The 20474-nt window shown below is 62.5% G+C and carries 12 protein-coding genes and 7 pseudogenes; 12 read left to right on the top strand and 7 right to left on the bottom strand.

Annotated elements, in window-relative coordinates; genetic code table 11:
- The first annotated feature begins 755 nt into the window (after window positions 1-755).
- A pseudogene (locus OMK73_RS10270) lies at window positions 756-4170 on the top strand (adenylate/guanylate cyclase domain-containing protein).
- 19 nt (window positions 4171-4189) lie between these two features.
- On the opposite strand, the gene OMK73_RS10265 reads toward OMK73_RS10270, so the two are convergent.
- On the bottom strand, window positions 4190-4453 hold the full coding sequence (locus OMK73_RS10265; protein WP_267601942.1) for a hypothetical protein: 264 nt from the start codon (window positions 4451-4453) through the stop codon (window positions 4190-4192).
- Window positions 4454-4558: 105 nt separating this feature from the next.
- On the opposite strand from OMK73_RS10265, the pseudogene OMK73_RS10260 reads away from it, so the two are divergent.
- From OMK73_RS10260 to OMK73_RS10250, 3 genes and pseudogenes are all read left to right on the top strand, one after another.
- A pseudogene (locus OMK73_RS10260) lies at window positions 4559-4780 on the top strand (IS3 family transposase); the annotation flags it as partial.
- A 665-nt stretch (window positions 4781-5445) separates the two neighbouring features.
- Window positions 5446-6978, top strand: a complete 1533-nt coding sequence (ltrA, locus tag OMK73_RS10255; protein WP_324291702.1) for a group II intron reverse transcriptase/maturase — start codon at window positions 5446-5448, stop codon at window positions 6976-6978.
- Window positions 6979-7058: 80 nt separating this feature from the next.
- Window positions 7059-7706, top strand: a pseudogene (locus OMK73_RS10250) (transposase); the annotation flags it as partial.
- A 70-nt stretch (window positions 7707-7776) separates the two neighbouring features.
- Here the strand turns inward: OMK73_RS10250 and OMK73_RS10245 are convergent.
- Window positions 7777-8772: a LysR family transcriptional regulator gene (locus OMK73_RS10245; protein WP_267601938.1), complete on the bottom strand. Its 996-nt coding sequence runs from the start codon at window positions 8770-8772 to the stop codon at window positions 7777-7779.
- Window positions 8773-8904: 132 nt separating this feature from the next.
- Between OMK73_RS10245 and OMK73_RS10240 the strand changes: the two genes are divergently transcribed.
- The 6 genes from OMK73_RS10240 (at window position 8905) to OMK73_RS10215 (ending at window position 15316) form a co-directional block, all read left to right on the top strand.
- Window positions 8905-10260: an MFS transporter gene (locus tag OMK73_RS10240; RefSeq protein WP_267601936.1), complete on the top strand. Its 1356-nt coding sequence runs from the start codon at window positions 8905-8907 to the stop codon at window positions 10258-10260.
- A gap of 109 nt (window positions 10261-10369) precedes the next feature.
- A complete protein-coding gene (locus OMK73_RS10235; RefSeq protein ID WP_267601934.1) occupies window positions 10370-11425 on the top strand; it encodes a porin in 1056 nt (351 codons plus the stop codon).
- A gap of 64 nt (window positions 11426-11489) precedes the next feature.
- Window positions 11490-12989: an FAD-dependent monooxygenase gene (locus tag OMK73_RS10230; protein WP_267601932.1), complete on the top strand. Its 1500-nt coding sequence runs from the start codon at window positions 11490-11492 to the stop codon at window positions 12987-12989.
- A 4-nt stretch (window positions 12990-12993) separates the two neighbouring features.
- Window positions 12994-14331: an amidohydrolase family protein gene (locus OMK73_RS10225; RefSeq protein ID WP_267601928.1), complete on the top strand. Its 1338-nt coding sequence runs from the start codon at window positions 12994-12996 to the stop codon at window positions 14329-14331.
- A 116-nt stretch (window positions 14332-14447) separates the two neighbouring features.
- On the top strand, window positions 14448-15095 hold the full coding sequence (locus tag OMK73_RS10220) for an alpha/beta hydrolase (RefSeq protein ID WP_267601926.1): 648 nt from the start codon (window positions 14448-14450) through the stop codon (window positions 15093-15095).
- Window positions 15041-15316, top strand: coding sequence for an alpha/beta hydrolase fold domain-containing protein (locus tag OMK73_RS10215; RefSeq protein WP_324291701.1), 276 nt, complete (start codon window positions 15041-15043; stop codon window positions 15314-15316). Before OMK73_RS10220 ends, OMK73_RS10215 begins: the two co-directional genes overlap by 55 nt.
- 328 nt (window positions 15317-15644) lie before the next feature.
- On the opposite strand, the pseudogene OMK73_RS10210 reads toward OMK73_RS10215, so the two are convergent.
- A pseudogene (locus tag OMK73_RS10210) lies at window positions 15645-15857 on the bottom strand (LysR substrate-binding domain-containing protein); the annotation flags it as partial.
- Window positions 15858-16084: 227 nt separating this feature from the next.
- Window positions 16085-16450 (bottom strand): annotated as a pseudogene (locus OMK73_RS10205) (transposase); the annotation flags it as partial.
- Between the two features lies 1 nt (window position 16451).
- On the opposite strand from OMK73_RS10205, the pseudogene OMK73_RS10200 reads away from it, so the two are divergent.
- A pseudogene (locus tag OMK73_RS10200) lies at window positions 16452-16775 on the top strand (transposase); the annotation flags it as partial.
- 340 nt (window positions 16776-17115) lie between these two features.
- Here the strand turns inward: OMK73_RS10200 and OMK73_RS10195 are convergent.
- The 3 genes and pseudogenes from OMK73_RS10195 to OMK73_RS10185 form a co-directional block, all read right to left on the bottom strand.
- Window positions 17116-17901, bottom strand: a pseudogene (locus OMK73_RS10195) (phage integrase family protein); the annotation flags it as partial.
- Window positions 17902-18058: 157 nt separating this feature from the next.
- Window positions 18059-18343: a hypothetical protein gene (locus tag OMK73_RS10190; RefSeq protein WP_324291700.1), complete on the bottom strand. Its 285-nt coding sequence runs from the start codon at window positions 18341-18343 to the stop codon at window positions 18059-18061.
- A complete protein-coding gene (locus OMK73_RS10185; protein WP_267601922.1) occupies window positions 18343-18735 on the bottom strand; it encodes a TetR/AcrR family transcriptional regulator in 393 nt (130 codons plus the stop codon). Before OMK73_RS10185 ends, OMK73_RS10190 begins: the two co-directional genes overlap by 1 nt.
- Window positions 18736-19022: 287 nt before the next feature.
- Here OMK73_RS10185 and OMK73_RS10180 point away from each other — a divergent pair, with 287 nt between their 5' ends.
- Window positions 19023-20444: an MFS transporter gene (locus OMK73_RS10180; RefSeq protein ID WP_267601920.1), complete on the top strand. Its 1422-nt coding sequence runs from the start codon at window positions 19023-19025 to the stop codon at window positions 20442-20444.
- Window positions 20445-20474: the final 30 nt, after the last annotated feature.

Raw genomic sequence — 20474 nt, 5'->3', positions numbered from 1 at the left:
TTACGCCAAAGTTAAAATGCAATTAATCGCCAAGCTTCGCCCGCAACCGTGCTGGCATGCGGCAGTTCCCCTCGGCATAAAAGGCAGCCTCCACGCTGGCTTGCCTTCTCCACGGGACATGGCCTCCATGCCGCGACCACTACCTGACGCCACCGTCGCGCGCGTCGATTCGCGAGGCCCTGCGCCACTCGGAACATTTCGACCCCGACACCAGCGAACTGGTATTTCGCCTTTCCATGACCGACATCGGAGAACGCCATCGGCAATCTGGCCGCTCTCAGGCCGGCAACACGATATGCGCTGCTGTTTCATGAGGACTACGTGTGCATGACACGCAAGCGCCCCGGGCTGCCGGCGCGCAGCCTGTCCGCGGAGCGTTTTCTCGAGCTCTCCCATATCGCGGTGGCGCCAAGTGAAAGTAGTCACCGCAATATCTACGACTCACTGCGGGCCGCCGGCCTGCAGCGGCGTATTGCGCTTCAGGTGCCAGTTCACCGTTTATCCATTGTCGGTCAAGATTCCCGAGGTCGAAGTCACGGTGCACTGGCATGAAAGCTTCGACAAATGACGAGGGTAACCAGTGGCTGCGCGAACAGATCATCGAGACCTTGAGAGAGTAGGCAGGGCAGAGGAGCGCCCCAAGTGCGCCGCGCAACGCTCAGCCCGATCCAGGCGATCATGCAGAGACGAGTCGGTCTTGCGATGAAAGGCAATGGGGCGTTTAATTTACCCGGAGGAAGTCCGGGGAGGCTCCCATGGCGCGCTGCACAATTTGCGGGTTCGAGAATGCCATTGGCGCCAATTTTTGTGAGCAATGCGGCAACCGGCTGGCGCGCCTCTGCGCGCGGTGTGGCCACGAACTGAGCCCCGCGGCGCGCTTCTGCAACGCTTGCGGCGAGCCCGTCAGCGAAATACCGCAAGCCTCGTCCGCCGCCCCCGTTCATTACACTCCACCGCACCTGGCCGAGCGCATCCGGGCCGAGCAGGCGGCGCTGGAAGCCCGCGGAGTGACCGCCGGCGAACGCAAGACCATCACCGTGCTGTTTGCCGACATGGCGGGCTCGACCGCACTGATCCACGACCGGGACCCGGAAGAGGCAAACCGCCTGATTACCCCCGTCATCGAGCTGATGATGGAGGCCGTGCATTACTACGAGGGCTACGTGGCCAAGTCGTTGGGCGACGGCATCCTCGCGCTGTTCGGCGCGCCCATCGCCCATGAGGACCATACCCAGCGCGCGCTGTATGCGGCGCTGCGCATGCAGGAGGCAATGCACCGGCACAGCGACAAGCTGCGGCTGGAGCAGGGCATCTCGCTGCAGATCCGGGTGGGCGTCCACACCGGCGAGGTAGTCGTGCGCTCGATCCGCAAGGACGACCTGCACACTGACTATGACCCGGTGGGGCACACGATCCACATTGCTGCGCGGATGGAGACGATGGCCGCGCCATCGTCCATTCTCGTGAGCGAATCCGCCCACAAGCTCGCGCAGGGGTACTTCGAGTTCAAGGCGCTGGGAGACGCCCAGGTCAAAGGCATCCCCGAGCCGCTCGCGGTCTATGAAGTGCTTGGTCTCGGGGCATTGCGCACGCGCTTGCAAGTGGCAGCCCACCGTGGCCTGGCCCGCTTCGTGGGCCGTGAAGCCGAACTGGAGGCGCTGCACCTGGCGCTGGACCAGTCCACCGCCGGACACGGGCAGATCGTCGCGGTGGTGGGGGAGGCCGGGGTCGGCAAGTCGCGGCTGTTCCACGAGTTCAAGGCGCGCTCGCAGAGCGGCTGCCTGGTGCTGGAGACCTTCTCGGTGTCGCACGGCAAAGCCTTTGCGTATTTGCCGCTCATCGAACTCCTGAGGAATTATTTCCAGCTCACTGCCCAGGACGACAAGCGGCGCTGCCATGAGAAGGTCGCGGGCAAGATCGTCACGCTGGAGCGCAGTCTCGAAGACGTCATGCCTTACCTGCTGTATCTGCTGGGCATCGGTGAACTCGGCTCGGCGCTGGCGGACATGGGCGCCGGCCTCCGGCGCGAGCGCACGTTCGAGGCCATCACGCGCCTTCTGGTGCGAGAGAGCCTTGATCAGCCCGTCGAGTTGCTGTTCGAGGACCTTCAGTGGCTGGACAGCGAGACCGAAGCCTTCCTCGCTTACTTCATCGAGCGAATGGCGCAAGCCCGGATTCTGCTGCTCGTGAACTACCGCCCCGAGTATCAGTGCGCGTGGGGGCACAAGGACAATGGCACGGCATTGCGGCTCGACCCCCTCGGTCCAGCCGAGGCGCAAGGCTTGCTCGGCGACTTGCTGGGCAATGACCCCAGCCTCGCGCCGCTCAGGCATCTTATCCTCGAAAAAACCGAGGGCAATCCCTTTTTCATGGAGGAGGTCGTCCAGACCCTGGCCGAGGAAAAGGCGCTGCTCGGTGAACCCGGCCATTACCGTATTGAAAAGACCCCGGCCGCGCTGCATATTCCGACCACGGTACAGGGCGTGCTCGCGGCGCGCATGGACCGGCTGCCACTCGCGCAGAAGGAACTGCTGCAGACCCTGGCCGTGATCGGCAAGGAATTCCCCTTGAGCCTGATCCGGCAGGTCACCGGGCAGTCGGAGGAGCGCCTCTATCCACTGCTGGCCAGCCTGCAGGCGGGAGAGTTTATCTACGGGCGGCCGGCATTCCCGGAAGTCGAGTATGCGTTCAAGCACGCCCTCACCCAGGAAGTCGCAGGCCACTCTCTGCTCTCGGAACAGCGCGGCGCGTTACATGAGCGCACAGGCCGGGCCATCGAGATCCTCTTCCGGCATCACTTGAGAGACCACTGCAGCGAACTGGCACATCACTACAGTCTCAGCGGCAACATCCCCAAGGCGGTGGAGTACCTGCATTGCGCCGGGCGCCAGGCCGTTGAGCGTTCGGCGCATCTAGACGCCATCCGTCACCTGAGTACGGCGCTGGAGTTGCTCAAGCGCCTGCCCGACGCGCCCGAACGCGCGCGCCAGGATCTTGCCTTGCGCGTCACCCTTGGCCCAGCCTTGATTGCTGCGAGAGGTTATGCCTCGTCGGAGGTGGAGGCCAACTATGCCCGAGCCCTGACCTTGTGCGAACACAGTGGTGAAACCCCGCAGCTGTTCCAGGTGAAGCTTGGGATTGCGCACTTTCTTTTCACTTCGTGCGCAGCATCACACGGCGTATGAATTAGGGGAGGCGCTGCTCGAGTTGGCTGAGAACGCGCAAGACCCGGTGCTGCTCGAGCACGCTCATATCGCGCTGGGAGGATCGTCGCTCTTTCTGGGCAAGTTCCACCAGGCCCGGGCGCACCTGGAGCGGGGGCTTGCCCACTATGACCCTGAACGGCGTCAGGCCCATGACGCACTCTATGAGATGGACCATGGGGTCCGTGGCCTCTGCCTTCTGGGATGGGTCTTATGGCTGCAGGGCTTTCCGGCTCAGGCCAGCAAGGCTGCCCAAGAGGCGCTGGCGCTGGCCCGCAGGCTTTCTCATCCTTTCAGCCTCGCTCTCGGCCTGGCCTTTGCCGCCGAATTGCATCAGCTGCGGCATGAGACACGACTGGCCCGGGAGTGCGCCGACGCCACCATCACGCTCTCGACCGAGCAAGGATTTCCGTTCTGGCTCGCATGGGGAACCATCTTGCGGGGCTGGGCGCTGGCCGAGCAGGGGAGCAGTGAGGAGGGCATTGCCCAGATACGCGAGGGCCTGGCCGCCTACCAGGCCACGGGCGCCGAGCTGGGGCGGCCTTATTTCCTGGCCCTGCTGGCCCAAACCTACCAGAACGCCGACCAGGCGCAGGCGGGACTGGACGTGCTGGCTGACGCGCTGGCCACGGTCGGCAACACGGGGGAACGTTTCTTTGAAGCGGAGTTGCATCGGCTCCAGGCGGAACTGCTTCTCCATCGCCCGGACGGGGCTGCTGACCCCGAAGCGGCGGCAGCGTGCTTTCATCGGTCCATCGCCATCGGCCGCCAGCAAGGCGCGAAGTCGCTCGAGCTGCGCGCGGCGCTGGGTCTGGCTCGGCTATGGCAAGACCAGGACAATGCGGAAGTTGCGCGGCAGATGCTGGCCGGCCTGCATGAGTCCTTCACGGAAGGGTTCGACACCGCTGAGTGGCAGCAGGCCAGGGCACTGCTGGATGCTGCGCGACCATCCGGCCAGCGCGACTGAGAAGCGCTGGCTCACCTCGTCAAGGGAGGTATGTGCCCTTGTCGAAATTGCCCGCCAGCAGGCTGCCGAATCCTGTGGGGCGGTCCGCAAGGCCCAGCGTGCGCAAGCAGTGCCAAAGCAGGGCCTGGTTGCTGGTGATGACGGGTTTGCCGGCACGCTCGATCTCTTCGATGACGTCGCTCACCTGTATGCCGGCGCAGCTGATCAATACTGCATCGGCGTTGTCGGTATCGAATTGTCGCGCCAGGTCAGCCCAATGCGAGGCAGGTGTGGGAGTGGCCAAAAACGGGGGCAAATCCGTCAGGAAAGGGGTCTATTGTGTATTGAGACTACTGGAGACCTCCATGCGCATCTCGATCCAAGCCTGTATTGAGCGGGCGGGCGAACAGCCAACGAGGCACGCTTCGCCGATATGCCGCCAGCGCGCATCGTGCCCATGCTGGCCGACGAAGGTGTGTACATTGCCAGCGAGTCGAGCTTTGCTCGCGTGCTGCGTGAACACGGCCAGACCGAGCACCGCGGTCGAGCCAAGGCCCTCAAGGTCATCCGGCCGCCGACCACGCACATCGCCACGGCGCCGCGCCAGGTCTGGTGCTGGGATATGACCTACCGTACGCCCAGCCAGCATAGCCCGCCCGTTTGGGGGTGAAGCTGCTTGAGCATGTTTGGAATGCAGGACCCGGTGGAATTGATATTGCAGTACCGGGGCATGCCCTTCCTCTGCTGTGAGGGGAAGTGAGCCGAAGCGGCGGTGACCTGCTGACACTGGCAGGGTGACGTAGTCCGTGGGAAACGGGGCTTGCGGCGAAGCGGTTACGCCAAGATGAGTCTCTAGGCTGAGCATGGGACGGTTGAGGAACACGAACCTGTTTGAACGCATCTGAGGGTTGAAATGTCACCCCTGCCTACACCGCTTATCAGGCAGGACGCGGATTGCCGCCGGATACAGGTAAGGACCGGCGACACGAATGCTACTTGGATATGTAAGCCGAGCAGCAAGGAGCCACGGGGAGCGCGCAGCTAGACCGTGGTGTTCGCGACGACTTGCGGCAAGCAAGGATAAAGACTGCGACAGGCAACCTCGCCCATGCGCTGAGTCCAGCATGTGAACTGGGGAAGGTTTGCACAGATGCCAAGGGAGTGTGCCCCCGATGATGTGCAGGCTGGCGGAGCCTCCGTAGTAGTCCGAGGTCGGGAAAGCCGGCCACATGGCGAAGGGAGGCAGTTTAAGTGGTTTGCTTGGTTAATTAACTGACCTTAGTGAGGTGAAGACCTTTGATAATCAGTGAAATGCAAAGCAAACTGGCGACATGGTCGATGGAGAACAAAGAGCGCAAGCTCGATCGACTCCTGAGGCTGATTGCCAATAGGGATTGGCTGAGTGAAGCGGCTCGTATTACGCTGGCATCCAGCGGAGCGCGCACCCCGGGTGTAGACGGGATCGACAAGGGCATGATGGAAGCGAATCTCCAGCATGAACTGGCGACGATACGCGACGAACTGCTGGCGGGCTCATATAGTCCGCTGCCTGCGCGACGCGTGTACATACCAAAAGCAAACGGAAAACTCAGACCTCTCGGCATACCGAGCCTGCGGGATCGGATCGTGCAACGGGCAATGTTGATGGCGATGGAGCCGATATGGGAGAGCGATTTCCACCCGGCTTCATACGGCTTTAGGCCTGCCCGTAGCGTACATCACGCGATTCGCGCGGTGAAGCTCCAGCTACAAGACAGCGGTGAACAAAGTGCTGCGGGACGTTGGGTTATTGAGGGCGACCTCGCCAGCTACTTTGATACGGTTCAACATCGGCTGCTCATGAAGGGGATTCGCAAGCGGATTGCCGATCAGCGCTTTCTTGCCCTGCTCTGGAAGTTCATCAAAGCGGGTTGTGTTGATCGCGAGCTGTTTCGTGCTGCAAGCGAAGGCGTTCCTCAGGGCGGTGTCATCTCGCCTCTCTTATCCAACATCATGCTGCATGAATTCGATGCGTGGATGGAACGGAACTACCTGAACAAGAAAGTGCGGAAGGATCGGTGGGCGTGGAACTTCGCAATTCTCAAACAGCGACCCATTGCTGTTCGAGAAAGTCGGCAGTGGAAGCCAGCAGTGTCCTACTGTCGATACGCGGACGACTTTGTGATCGTGGTCAAAGGAACCCGTGAACATGCTGAGGCAGTACGCGAAGCGTGCCGTGGGTTCCTTGAAGGCGAACTGAAGCTCACGCTAAATATGGAGAAAACCCATATCACGCATGTGAACGACGGCTTTGTCTTCCTCGGTCACCGGATCATTCGCAAGCGTGGGCCACGCGGCCGCATGCGGCCTGTGACGACCATACCGTGGGAGAAGTATCGAGGCTTTGCCGGGAGGCTCGTAAAGCAATTGTCGGGCAACTACGGCATGAACCGGATGGACCTGATGGAAAGCCTGAATCGGCAAATTGCTGGCTGGGCTGCCTTCTATCAATACACCGACTACACGGCCACCATGTTCAAGAAACTAGACCGAGCGGTCTTCTGGAAACTCGGGCACTGGCTCGCGCGCAAGTATCGGCGCGGGTTCAGGTCGCTGATGCGCGACTGCATCCGGGTGCCGGAGCCGGGACAGGCTACAACATGGGTGTTACAAGGCCAGAACAGTCGGGGGTGGTATGGGGTGGTGGCGCTTCGGCGTCTCGTTACCAGTCGCAAAGGTCGTTTTACTTGGCGGACCCTGACAGAAAATCCATACATCCTGCGCGATGAGACACGCCGTACCATCGAGTCGCGCTACCCCGATGTCGCCTTTGCTATGAGCAACACTTGAACGGAGAGCCGGATGCGCTGAGAGGCGCAAGTCCGGTTCGGAGAGGAGAGGCAGGGAAATAGTCCGACTACGCCCTGTCTCTTACTCTACTGCCGGCCACTGTGATCGGGCAATGGTTCCACCTGTATCTGATTCTGGACCTCTACCGCAAGATTGTGGGCTGGGAGGTGCACGACAGCGACGACTCGCTGCACGCCGCGCACTTGGTGCGCCGCACGGTGCTGGCCGAGGGCATCGCCACCATGCCCGTCAAGCCGGTGCTGCACGGCGACAACGGCGCCACGCTCAAGGCCACGACCGTGCTGGCTATGCTGTACTGGCTGGGTGTGAAGCCCTCGTACTCCAGGCCGCGCGTGAGCGACGACAACGCCTATGCGGAGTCGCTGTTCCGAACCGCCAAGTACCGGCCAGAGTTCCCTGTCAATGGCTTCGTCGATCTGGACGCAGCCCGGGCCTGGGCGACCCACTTCGTGCGTCGGTACAACGTTGACCACCGTCATAGCGGCATCCGCTATGTCAGCCCATCGCAGCGGCACGTCAGCGATGACCGGAAGATCCTCGCGGCTCGGCATGAAATCTACCTTCAGGCCCGCGAACGCACCCCGGCTCGCTGGTCAGGCAGCACGCGTAACTGGACGCCCGTCGGCGCCGTGACGCTTAACCCTGAACGGGACTCGGTGGCGGCCATGGCGTCACAGACAAAAGAAATACAGCCGTTGGCTGCATGACTGAGGCGACAACCACCTTGACGCGCGCCGAGTCAATCAAGGGCGATGATGCACGGCCTCTCTGCGTCCCTCACCCCGACATGGACTTCGACGCGGGGCGTGGCTTTCCTCGTCCGCACCCGACCGACTTCGATGCCTTCACTGCCGGCTGCAACATTGGCGACATCTGCGCGGCGGTCTCCCGTAGCAGCTTGCGTAGCCAGACGATAGCCGGGTCGCCTTCCTGATACTTCTGCCACTGAAGATTCTCCGCAAATCGCGGAAGGTCAAGCGGGCACTCCAGGATCCGCAAGCCGAAGCGCTTTGCCATTTGCTGTGCGAGCCTTGTTGGCAGCGTGGCGATCCGAGCCGTCCCCAGGAGAAGTTCAGGCACGAGCGTGAAGTTCGGTGCGATGACGTCCTGGCGGCGTACGCGCTTTCCGGTGGAAATCAAGCGGGCGTCAAACGTGATTCGACGCCCGCCGCCCCATTCAACGGCGACGTGCGCTGCGTCGAAATACCTGTCGATAGTCAGGTCATGGTTTGCGAGTGGGCTTTCGCTGGATACAAGACAGGAGAACGAGTCCTCGAAGAGCGGCTCGGACGGATGCCCTGGCACCGTGGCGAATTCGGGGGCAATCAGCAACTCCGCTTCGCCGCTGTCGAGGTGCTCGGGTGTCTGCGGGCTGATCGCGCGTAGATCGAACTGCATCAGCGGTGCCAACTTCGCAGCCCGCCTGACGACCTCCGACAGAAAGACGCTGATGACATAGTCGGACGATTCGATCGTGAACCGGCGCGTCGATGTGGCGGGATCGAACGATGGCCTCGCCCGCGTGATTGTCTGAATCTGCAAGAGCACATTCCTGACCGGCTTCACGAGCTCAGTGGCCAATGGCGTCAGGACCTGTTTCTTGCCGACCGCCATCAGAAGCTCATCCTCGAAATACTCGCGCAGACGGCTCAGGGCACAACTCGTGGCTGGCTGGCTCAGGAAGAGCCGCTCGGCGGCCTTGCCGACACTGCGCGTTGAGAGCAACGCGTCGAGGACGACCAGTTGATTCAGGTCTAGCTTGTTGAAACGCATGGCTTGCGAACATTTACACGATGGATGTCAGGCATTTAACCAATAAATTTTGTAAATGTCACTCCCTAACCAATAATCCAGGGCAACGGCACCGATAGCCGGCGAACATCCAGAACATACGGAGACAACAGAGTGATTCGAGAGCCTTACAAGCAGAGATCGGCTGCGCCGCAGTGGGCATTGGTCGCCACCCTGACAGTGGTGACGATGCTGGCGCAGATCGACAAGAACATCCTGGTGCTGATGGTCGGCCCGATCCAGCGTGACTTTGGTGTCGGCGACATCCAGATCAGCTATCTCATCGGTGCCGCCTTTGCCGTTTCCAATATCGCGGTGGGATTGCCAGCCGGCTGGCTGGCGGATCGCTACGACCGACGCGTCATTGTCGCGGTGGGCGTCCTGGTGTGGTCGGTTGCGGTCGCGGCGAACGCCGCTGCGTCTGCCTTCGTCGCGCTGGTCGTAGCGCGCGTCATTGTTGGTGGCGCCGAAGCCTTGATTCCGCCGTCGTCGTATTCCCTCATTCGCGATGGCATTGACGACCAGCGCCGCGCGCGTGCGCTGTCGGTCTACACGATGGCGCTGATGCTGGGCACCGGGCTGTCCCTGGTGCTTGGCGGGCCCATGATGGGCTGGATCCAGTCTGCCGGCTTGCGAGCGATCCCGCTGATCGGGGACGTAGCCGCCTGGCAGATGACCTTGTTCCTGATCGGCATCGTCGGGCTTCCGGTGGGCCTGCTGATCTTCCTGAACCGCGACCCCGGGCGCAATGCCGACGCTACGCACAGCGAGCGGCCGACCACGAAAGCGGTGTTCCGCTATCTCGCAGACCGGAAGTCGCTGTTCTTGCCGCTGCTGGTCTTTGCTGTAGCCAACGCCATGATCACCTATGGGCTTGGGGCGTGGATGCCAACCATGACTGCACGGCGCTTTCATCTTGGCATGGGCGAGATCGGACTGATCCAGGGCGGGCTGCTGCTCACCATGGGGCCGCTCGGGTTGTGGCTCGCCGGCATGGCGATGGACGCGCAGTCTCGCGCCAACCGGCTCTCCGGTGTGGCAATTGTCGGCATCGTTGTGAGCGTGGCTGTACCGAGCCTGACCGTCCTGCTTTGCATGACTGACACGCTCATCGCCTTCTGGCTGGTGGACGCCATGGTCGTGCTGTTTTCCTGGACCTTCATGGCAGTGGCCTCAACCATCGTGACCCGAGTCGTGCCGCCGAATGCAGTGGGCCTCGTGATGGCGATCGTGCTGGTCCTGAACGGGCTGATCGGGCAGGGACTCTCGCCCACGCTGATCGCTTTGGCCGGGCGACACGTCTTCGACGCGGGCCGGGACGCGCTGCCTCATGGCATGGCGCTGGTCTTTGCCTGTGCCGGTGTGCTGGCGGTGACGGCGTCGGCCTGGATGTATCGGGCGCTGTTGCATCGCGAAGCCGTAGCCGTAGCCGAAATGGCCGTCACCCCCGCCCACATCCCCTCGCGCTGATCCGCATGGAGACAGATCCGAACAAGCCGCCTGGCAGGTGGCTTGCAGGGTCACGCGCGTCGATACGATAAATAGAAGAGACGGAGACGCTGGAATGAAGAAGACAGTATTGCACCTGGTCAGCACCGCTGTTCTGATAACTTGTCCTCAACTGGCCAAGGCACAGTCATCGGTCACGTTGTCAGGCCTGCTCGGATCGGGCGTGTCGTACACGACCAATGCCGGAGCGCACGGCAGCGGCCAGTATCAACTCAACGGAACGCATGCCGTCCCATTCTTCGCCATGTCGGGCAAAGAGATGCTCGACGGCGACACTGCAGCAGTCTTCCGGCTGAGCAAGTACGCCTTCCTGGATACCGGGATCTCCACGCCGTTCGAGAGCTTCGTCGCTTTGAGCTCAAACAGCAAGGGAACGGTATCGCTTGGATCCATGTACGACCTCCTGGCCGACCTGGTCCCCTTCACCTCGGAGCGCTACACGTCGCTGCTGGCAACGCATCCCGGAAACCTGGACAGGACCGTCGGCAACTCGCTCAACAGTACGGTCAAGTACAAGTCGCCTGTCCTCGGCGGCCTTCAGTTTGGCGCCATGTACGCCTTCGGCAGCGCCAGCTCGACGACCAATGCCGGGCGCGCAGTCGGAGGCGAGATCAGCTATGCCAACGGCCCAATCCAGACGATTTTCGTCTGGGAATCGGTCAATGGCGTGCCCTATGCACCGGCGCTCAAGCTGGGCATCACCCGGCTGTACGGGATCGATTTCAGCAAGACGCCCACCGCGTCGGTTCTCCAGAGCCAGAACACGGCAACAGCAGGGATTGCCTATGCGGATGAGGGGTGGCGGGTCATGGGTAACTACAGCTATACGCGCCTGTCCGCGGCAGGTGTCCGGGAGACGGCCCAGTCCGTCGACGTGGGTGCCTATAAGTACGTGACTCCCCAGACGCGCATAGGTGGAGGTTATTCGTACACAAGTCTGGATCCGTACAAATGGAACCAGTTTCACGCCCACCTCGACTACGCGTTGTCAAAGCGCACGAGCCTCTACGTGCTCGGCGTCTTGCAGGTTGCCGGTTCCGGTCAGCTTGCGGTAATGCGCAACCAGGCGCCCGCAACCGCATCGCGTCAGATGGTGGTGGAGGCTGGCATCACGCATCTGTTCTGACCCGGATCGCAGAGACGCCTCGTGATTCCGGCTTCCGGCTATGGCCCTTGAAGGAGAAAATGTAATGCAGTGGGATGTGATTGTGGTTGGGGGAGGGCCTTCGGGGCTGACCATGGCAGCCGAACTTGCCGGATCCGGCGTCAGGACGCTCGTGCTGGAGCGTCGCTCTGACGGTGTCCAGTCGCGCGCCGGCACGATTTTGCCCCGGGTTCTGGAATTGTTCGATGCCCGCGGGATTGCGAACCGGTTCATCGAGAAGACCCGCTCGATTTCCGACTATCCATTCCGGCCGTCGCACATCTGGGCGGGCTTTCACCCGATCGAATGGAAGCATCTTGAATCCCGCTTCGGGTTCACGCTAGGCCTGCCGCAGAACCTGACCGAGGAAATCCTCTGGGACTGGGCGGTGGAATGTGGGGCAGAGATACAGCGAGGCGCGCAAGTGCGGGACCTGTGCCAGTGCGAAGACGGTGTCGAGCTCGATGTCGTGGATGCGTCTGGCACGGCCACCACAATGCGCGCGCGATACGTGATCGGCGCGGATGGCGGCCGCAGTATCGTTCGCTTTAAACTTGGCCTTCCCTTCGAGGGGCATTCCGGTACCTTTCGCGGCATCGTGTTTGACGCCGAACTGAAGGCGCCCTGGCCCGGCGGACGCATCAACGTCGACAACGAGATGGGTTGGGTGCGCGGCTATGTGTTCGGTGAAGGCATCACGCGATTCAATATCGTGCATCGAGACCGTCGTCATGCGCCGAAGGATGAGCCTGTCACGCTGGAAGAGGCGCTGCAATGCATCCGCGACGTGCATGGCACCGACTACGGCATCCGAGGCTACCGCTGGGCGTCTCGCTTCGATGACCAGATGCGTGCGGTGCCAACCCTGCGCCAGGGGCGGGTCTTCCTCGTCGGCGAATCGGCACGCATTCACTACCCGGCAAGCGGCGTGGGCATGAATTTCTGCCTGCAAGACGCGTTCAACCTGGGCTGGAAGCTGGCCAACGTAGTCAACGGCGTGGCGGACGCCGCGACGCTCGACACCTACGATGCGGAGCGCCTGCCGGTCATGCGCGCCCTGCTCGACAGCGTCAAGGCACAGTGCGCGTTGCAGTTCAACTTCGAGCCGGACGCGGTCACCCTCAAGCGACGCATGCAGGAACACATGATTGCGCTGCCCGACGTGCAACGAAAGCTCGTACGGGAGCTTTGTGGGCTGGAGGCTCCCTATCCGCGCGATGCGGGCAGCCATCCGCTGACCGGCATGCGTTGTCCGGACATCGAGGTTCTGCTGCCAGACGGAAGCGCCATGGCGGTCACTGAGACGCTGCGGCAGCGCCGGTTCGTGTTGCTCGACCTGGAAGGATTCAGCCGCCAGTTCTCGACGTTGGACGTATCGGGGCTGCCCGTCACTGTGCTGACCGCGCGCGCCGCGCAGATTCCCGCAGCGATGGACGGCGTGAAGGCGCTGCTGGTGCGCCCGGACGGCTACGTGGCGTGGGTGGGAACGGACGTCGCACAGGCCGGCGAGGTCGCGGCGCAACTGGCGAAATGGCTGAGGCGGTGAGGCTATGAACGAGAGACGTCTATTGATGACGGGCGGCTGGATCCTCAGCATGGACCCGCGCATCGGAGACCTTCGCGAGGGCGACATCCTCATCGAAGGGGATCGCATTGCCGCCGTGGCACCGCACATCGAGGTCTCTGATGCGGAGCGCCTCGACGCCCGGGGCATGATCGTGCTCCCCGGCTTTGTCGATACACATCGGCACACCTGGCAGAGTTGCGTCAGGCACCGCTATGCGGACATTGATCCGCAGATCTACTTTGCCGAAATGCTGGGGGCCAAGGGCGCTGCCTTCCGGCCGGAGGACGTCTACATCGGCACGATGCTCGGTGCCGTCTCCGCCCTGGACAGTGGTATCACCACCATGCTGGACTGGTCGCATGTGCAGAACAGTCCGGACCATGCCGACGCCGCTGTCTTTGGCCTGCGCGACACGAACATCCGCGGCGTGTTCGCGCACGGCTGGCCGCTTGTCGACGGGTCCTCGTGGATGTTCGACAGCCGTCGCAGCCATCCTGAAGATATCCGGCGCCTGCGCGAGCGCTTCTTCTCCTCGGATGACCAGCTGCTGACGCTTGCCATGGCGGGACGTGGTCCCGAGATGGCGTGCCGCGACGTCTGGCTTGCCGACCTGCGCCTGGCGCGCGAACTCGGGATCCGTTCGTCGATTCACATGGGTGCCTATGCCCGCAATGCTCCCGTGAAGGCGATCGCGCAGATGCACGACGCGGGCGTTCTGGGTGATGACCTGACATTCGTGCACTGTTGCTTTTCCAGCCCGGAGGAAATCGCGATGATGGCGGACGCCGGCGTCAGTGCGTCCCTCGGCGTGCATTGCGAGCTGAACGCGCAGGGGATCGGCGACATCCCGTTCGATCGCCTGCTTGCCGCCGGCATCCGGCCCAGCCTGAGCGGGGACACCGAGACGAAATGCTCGGGCGACATGTTCACCCAGATGCGCCACGCCTTCGCCTACTACCGTTCATGGATGGGCGGCAATCACTCGCGAGTGGCGAATGCGCCGGCGACCCTTTCGATGCGGGATGTGCTCGAGTTCGCCACGGTGGCGGGCGCCAGGGCGAATGGTCTCGACCACAAGATTGGCTCGCTGACGCCAGGAAAGCAGGCCGACATCCTCATGATCCGCGGCGACGACCTGAACCTTACGCCCGTGTCCGACGCAGTGGGCGCGGTTGTGCTGGCTGCCCATCCGGGCAACGTGGACACGGTGTTCGTCGCGGGGCGCGCGGTCAAGCGCCATGGCCGCATGACTGATATCGACCTGGATGCGCTGCGTCTGCGCGCGCTTGCCTCCCAACACTACATTCTTGGTCTCCAATGAGCGCCGGCGCCATCCCCCTTGCACTTGACCCGGAGCTGGCTGCCATTGTGACAGCGATGCGCAACGCCCGTGCGCCGGCTCCATTCTCTGGCTCCCCGGATCAGGCCAGGGAACGCATGCGCACCGCCATCATGGCTGGACGGGAGCGCAATCCTTTGCCAGTTGTCGGCTCCGTCGAGGATTGCCTTGCTGCCCACGAGGGCGCGTATGTTCCGGTGCGGGTTTATCGCCCGTGCGGCGCGTCGCCGACGCTGGCAACGGTTGTGTTCTTCCACGGGGGCGGTTTTGTACTGGGCAGCGTCGAGCTGATGGATGACATTGCGCGCAAGCTTTGCCGTGATTTGAACGCTGTTGTCGTGTCGGTTGACTACCGGCTGGCACCCGAGCACCCGTTTCCCGCCGCGCATGACGATGCACTGACGGCAACGCTATGGGCCATCTGCAACGTCGCCGCGCTCGGGGGCGACGCTGCGCAAGTTGCGGTGGCCGGCGAGAGCGCCGGCGGCAACCTGGCGGCATCGACCGCGCTGATGCTGCGGGATCGCGGTGTACACCTCACCGCGCAACTGCTCGTCGTGCCCGGCGTCGACATGGCCCGTGACACGCTCCGGATCGAAGCCGTGCGCAACGACTTCCCGATGCTGTCGCCAGGCGATTTGCGCGATATTTCACGACTGTACATGGGCGCAAACTCAGCGCTGGCTGGCATGTGTCCACCGTCCCCCTTCATGCCGCGGACTTCCGTCGCTTGCCCCCCGCCGTGATTGCAGTGGCCGGACACGATCCGCTCTGCGAAGAGGGGATTGCCTACGCGGAGCGTCTTGTCGCTGCAGGGGTGCCTGTCCAGTTGCGCCGCTTTGACGACATGTTCCATCCATTCTTTGGTTTCTTCGAAGCATCAGCATCGGCCCGTTGCGCCAACGATGAGATTTGCCGCGCCTTCAGGGCGTGGCTCCGGCAACACACAGTCTCTGTTTCACCGTGACGGAGCATGCGTCATGCTTTCTATAGCTCTGCACCCAGAAGCTGAAGAAATCCCCCTACTTGGCTATGGGGGCCTAACGGCTGGGGACCAACGCCATCGTTGACGCGGCGGGCGTCATGCCGTCAAGTGCCACGACCATGGAGGGCAGAAATCTCCTGCAGGTCGAGGAAGTCTTCCATGCGGTCGGATCCATTCTTGCTGACACGTTCGTCGAGCGATGATAGGTTGCGTACCGCGCGGTGACTAGATGCCTGAAGCAGCATACAGTCATAAGTGCCATTCATGAATGCGGCGCCTGAGCGGCGTCATGGTGCCAGATCACCCAGCGTCAAATCCTGTAGCGCAGCGCATCGACCACCACGGCCATGGCCTGGGAAGACTGGCGGCGGCTCGGGTAATAAAGATGGTAGCCGGGAAACACGGGGTACCAGTCTTCAAGCACCCGTTCGAGCCGCTTCTTGGCGATGTGCTCCTGCACCAGGTCCTCCGGTAGAAACGCCAGGCCGCATCCCGCCAACGCCGCCCTCAGTATCCGTGAAGTGTAGTAAAGATGGGTCTTACGCACTTTGTGTGACGAGGGCGCACTGGCGTGGAAGATGTTGTCGCGTGGAACGCCCGTCGTCTCCACCGCCCACCACCCACCACCACCACCACCACCACCATTCTTCTTATTGACGAACGTGGGCAAGCCGGCCAGCCTCGTGCCGGCCGCACCGCCCGCGATGGCGATCGGACTAGCGTGTCCAGCAAGACAAGCAGGCTGGTCGTTCAGTTTGGCTTCAATACCCGCAGCCGCAGAAGCCCGATGCCCGCGCGGCCATACATCTGGCGCTTGAGGAACTTGAGCCGGTTGACGTGACCCTCGGTCTGGCCATTGCTCCATGGCAGCTTGAAGGCCGCCCGCACAGCCGGCAAGTCGGCGCGCAGGCTTTGCGCGAACCTACGCATTTCCGCAGCGTCGCAGCGCGACAGACGCCTCAACCATCGATCGAACTGCCGCAAACTTCGCCGGTGCATGAGCCCGAGAAACTCCCGCGCGAGGCTGCGGACCTCGCCCACCACGGGTTCGATCTTGCACAGCGCCTGCACGAAGCGCTCGTGGTCCGCACTCCTGGGCTCCTCGACGGCGAGCTTCCAAGTGGGGTCCTGTGTCGGTCTGGTGCCTCAGCCCTACGACAGCGGTGAGAGCCGGGTTGACCAGGGAATCAGTAAGCAGGGCAACCGGCGAGTGCGCTCCTTGCTGATCGAGATGGCATGGCTCTGGCTGCGCTATCAGCCAGACAGCGTGATCGCGCGGTGGTTCACGCAGCGTACCTTGGGCAATCCGCAGAACAAGCGGAGCAAACGTATTGCCATCGTCGCGGTGGCGCGGCGGCTCGTCATCGCGTTGTGGCGCTACCTTGAGCACGGGGTCATACCCGAGGGCGCGGTACTGAAGCACGCAAGAACCGGAGGGTAGAAACAGACAGTTCAACCTATTAGTGTCGGTCGCTTAGCAACCAGCGATCTGCGCGGGCCTGTCTACTTTTAACTTTGCTACGTAATGACGAATGGAGCAATTTAATCACCTAGCCTGTCACCGGGTCTTCTACGCGCTACGCGCATGCAGGACTATGCCGGAAACATCCGGCGGATAGGAAGTTTGTGATGGCGATCAGGGGCCTCACGCAACGATGACCCGGAACTTGAAACTGGCAGCAACACGACGCGTGTCGCCCTTGAGCAAAGTTTAGTGAGGACCATTTTTAGCGAAAAACCTTGACGCAATTCTCATCATAGAAGAAGCGATCTGCAACGGCAGCGTCTTCCGTCGCCAGCGACGACAGCGCCTTGCCTTGTTCGATAATCGACCACAGCAGCAAGCGTTCGGCCTCCTTGCGGTAGGCCCGTTGCGTTTCAGTGGATTCATGCAAGCCCAGCCAGGCATTGATCGCGTCATGGTCATTATTGGCCACGAGCGTGCACATCCGCCGCGGTGCCCGAAACGTGCCGCGCGTTCCGTCAACCTCGTGCGGCAGCCGGATCCGTTCCCACGGCACAATGGGCTCGCTCGGCGCCGCTTTGATCAGGGCCCGCGCCCGTTCGGTCAATTGCGGGTGTGCGGCGAAGAACGATTCGATGTGCTGGGCGCTTCTGGCGCCCAGTCCCGGAATAGTTGCCCACCAGCGCAGTCGCCGGGGGATGCGTACCGTCAGGTCCGCCAGCGTCGCGATACCGTGGGTGCGCAGCGCTGCCACCGCGCGGCCGGGCAGCCATAGATCGATGTCGTCACTGACCTGAGGTTCAGGCGCCGGTAAGGTTTGCAGCGCCTCCACCGCACGGGCGATCACTTTGGCCTGATTCGGGTGAGTCGTCACGCCTTCCTGAAACAGGGCGGCCAGATCCGGGCGGTGACGCCGCAAGGCAACCTCGGCCAGCTGTCGCCGGATCTGCCCAAGCACACCGCGCGCGGAGTGGCCCCTCCCCAGCGCGTCGGGACAATAGCGCTCAACCGCCTGGCGCGGCGGAGTACCGGCGTACCAAGCGCGCAAGGCGGCCAACGAGGCCGCGTCGGGCATGTCTGGGGATGTGGGCGAGGCTGGCATCGGGAAGCCATCCGGCCGGGCATTGGTGGGAAGGCTCCCCCGCGCTAGAGCCGCGCTGGCTTCGCTAGCGGTGCGCTTGCACGGACCGTCACGGTGCTAACGTTAGGAAAGCCATCTCTGTGTGCGATTGCCCGCCCAAAGGATGTGGCGCGGAGCGCTACCGGAAGATGAACGCCAATACGGCCTCGCAATGGGCCTCGATCGCGTTCTCACGCATCGCATGGATTCCATGCGCGTACTTCATTTCTGCAGTGAGCAGATAGGGAACTTGGGCGATAGCAGTGACCATATACAGTAGCATCACGGGATCGATCTGCTCGAGCCCCTCGGTCAGCATGCGAACATCCTGGATCAGGGGGACGGTCAGGTCATGGCGCGGCCGGATGAATGCTTCTGCCATCCACTTCAAGCGTTCGGAGTCTCGGTTCGCTTCCTGCATCATCAGGCGGGCGTGTTCCGGGTGGCGCGCGCAATAGCGGACATAGTTGCGGATGTACTCCTTCGCTGCTTCCGGGAGTATCCCTGTGCGCCACGAAGTGGTGGCGCGATTTCTTGCGCGAACCGGTCGAACAAATAGGTCACGCTTTCGCGCCAGAGGCTCTCCTTGCCGCCGAAGTAGTAACGAATCATGGCGTGATTGACACCCGCCATTTCCGCGATCTCGCGCAGACTCACCGCGTCGAACCCACGCGTCGAGAACTGCTCCAGTGCAATGCCAAGTATCTCGGCGCGAGTCTTTTCACTTCGTCCCTGCTGTGCCTGCCTGACAACCCGCATCTCCAATTTCCTCAGTAGGGTGCCCCGAATGGTCTGATCACGCCGGCGAAGCTGCATCGTGAACGCGTCGTGGGAGCGTTCACGTGCAACGCTATCTGCGACCTCCTGACAACGCCTTGGCATCCTCAGCGGCTGACCGCGTCCGCCGGTTCAGGGATTGTACTGAGACGGGAGCGCCGCGTCGTCCTTGACGCCCACATAGTGCGCTTGGTAAATTATCCATATGGTGAGTTTTTGGAGCCGAACGTGATCGAGAGGCGGCCTTGACGACCATTCGGCCGGTCCGATTGCGTTGAGCGCAATGCGGCGTTCGCGAACATTTTCGTGTTGGTGGAGCTAGTTCGATGACAGCAGCAAATCTGGACGCCGTCGGGTCGCAAACGGCGTCAGCGCCTTCGGCGCTCATTCAGGAACAGGATGGAAGGCTTCCGCTGCGGACCAAAATCGGCTTCGGCATCGGTGATTTCGCCTTCAACCTGTACTGGCAGGCGACCACGATGTATCTCCTGTACTACTACACCGACGTCGTCGGGCTCTCTCCCGCCACCGCCGGCTGGATATTCGGAGGGGCCATGTTGTGGGATGCCCTCTGCGACCCGGTGGCTGGCTACATCGCCAACCGCACGCGCACCCGCTGGGGCCGCTATCGGCCTTACCTGCTGTTCGGCTGCGTGCCACTTGCCGCCAGCTTTGTCGCGATGTTTTTTCCCACCGGGGCAATGGGAACCGGCCTGCTGGCCTTCGTAATGGGGACGCACATGCTGTTCAGGACCACCTATACCGTGCTGTCGATGCCCTATAACGCGCTGATGGCAACCCTGACGAACGACAGTCGGGAGCGGGGAAGTCTTGCAGCCTACCGGATGGTCTGCGCAAGCACCGCCGGCCTCGTCGTGGCGCTGTCCACACTGAAGTTGGTGCACATCTTCGGCCCGGCGGACGAGAAGCAGGGCTTCCTGGTGGTGATGACCCTCTATGCCGTGGTGTCGCTTCCGGTGTTCCTTCTCACGTTCTTTTCCACCCGGGAACGGGTCCAGCCCGATGCGCATGCTCCTTCGGTGCGGGACGCGCTGGCCGTCGTGCTGCGCAATCGTGCCTTCCTGCTGGTTTGCGGCATGGGGGTGGCGCTGTCTGCCGCGGGCACGTTCCTGTCCAAGACACTTCCCTATGTGCTGAAGTACGCATTGCACAGGGAGGATCTGATCGGGTTAGCGCTCGGGGTCGTCGCGCTCCAGGTGTTCATCGCGATCCCGTTTTGGGCATGGGTCATGCGGCGCACCTCGAAGCGGCTGGTCGCTCTGACCGGCGGCTGCCTGGGCATCGGCACCTATGCCCTCCTGGGCGGGCTGGGCACGCCGAGCGTCAGCGTCTTCCTGCTCCTGCTCGGCGTGATCGGCTTCGCCAGCGCCGCGACTTTGCTCGCGATGTGGGCCATGATTCCCGATACCGTGGAGTACGGCGAATGGCGCACCGGCATCCGTGGCGAAGGAACGATCTTCGGCGTGATTGCCTTCGCGCAGAAAGGAGCGCTAGCCATCGCGGTCGGCGGTGTCGGCCACTCGCTCGGCGCGGTCGGGTTCATTGCGAACCAAGCTCAGGCGCAAGCGGCGATCGATGGGATGTGGGCGATGCTGTGGCAGGGGCCCATGGTGCTGCTAGCCATCGGCGTACTGTTCGCCTTCTTCTACCCGATCTCGCCCGGCGCACACCGCGGAATCCTGAGTGATCTGCGCCAACGCCGGACGGCCTCCGGCACATCCATCTGATTTCACCGTTGCCGGCGCGTTCCAGGCCGC

Source organism: Cupriavidus sp. D39 (assembly GCF_026627925.1).
GTDB lineage: Bacteria > Pseudomonadota > Gammaproteobacteria > Burkholderiales > Burkholderiaceae > Cupriavidus > Cupriavidus ulmosensis.
Note: the sequence above shows the minus strand (reverse complement) of the source record. Positions and strands in the feature narration are given on the sequence as shown.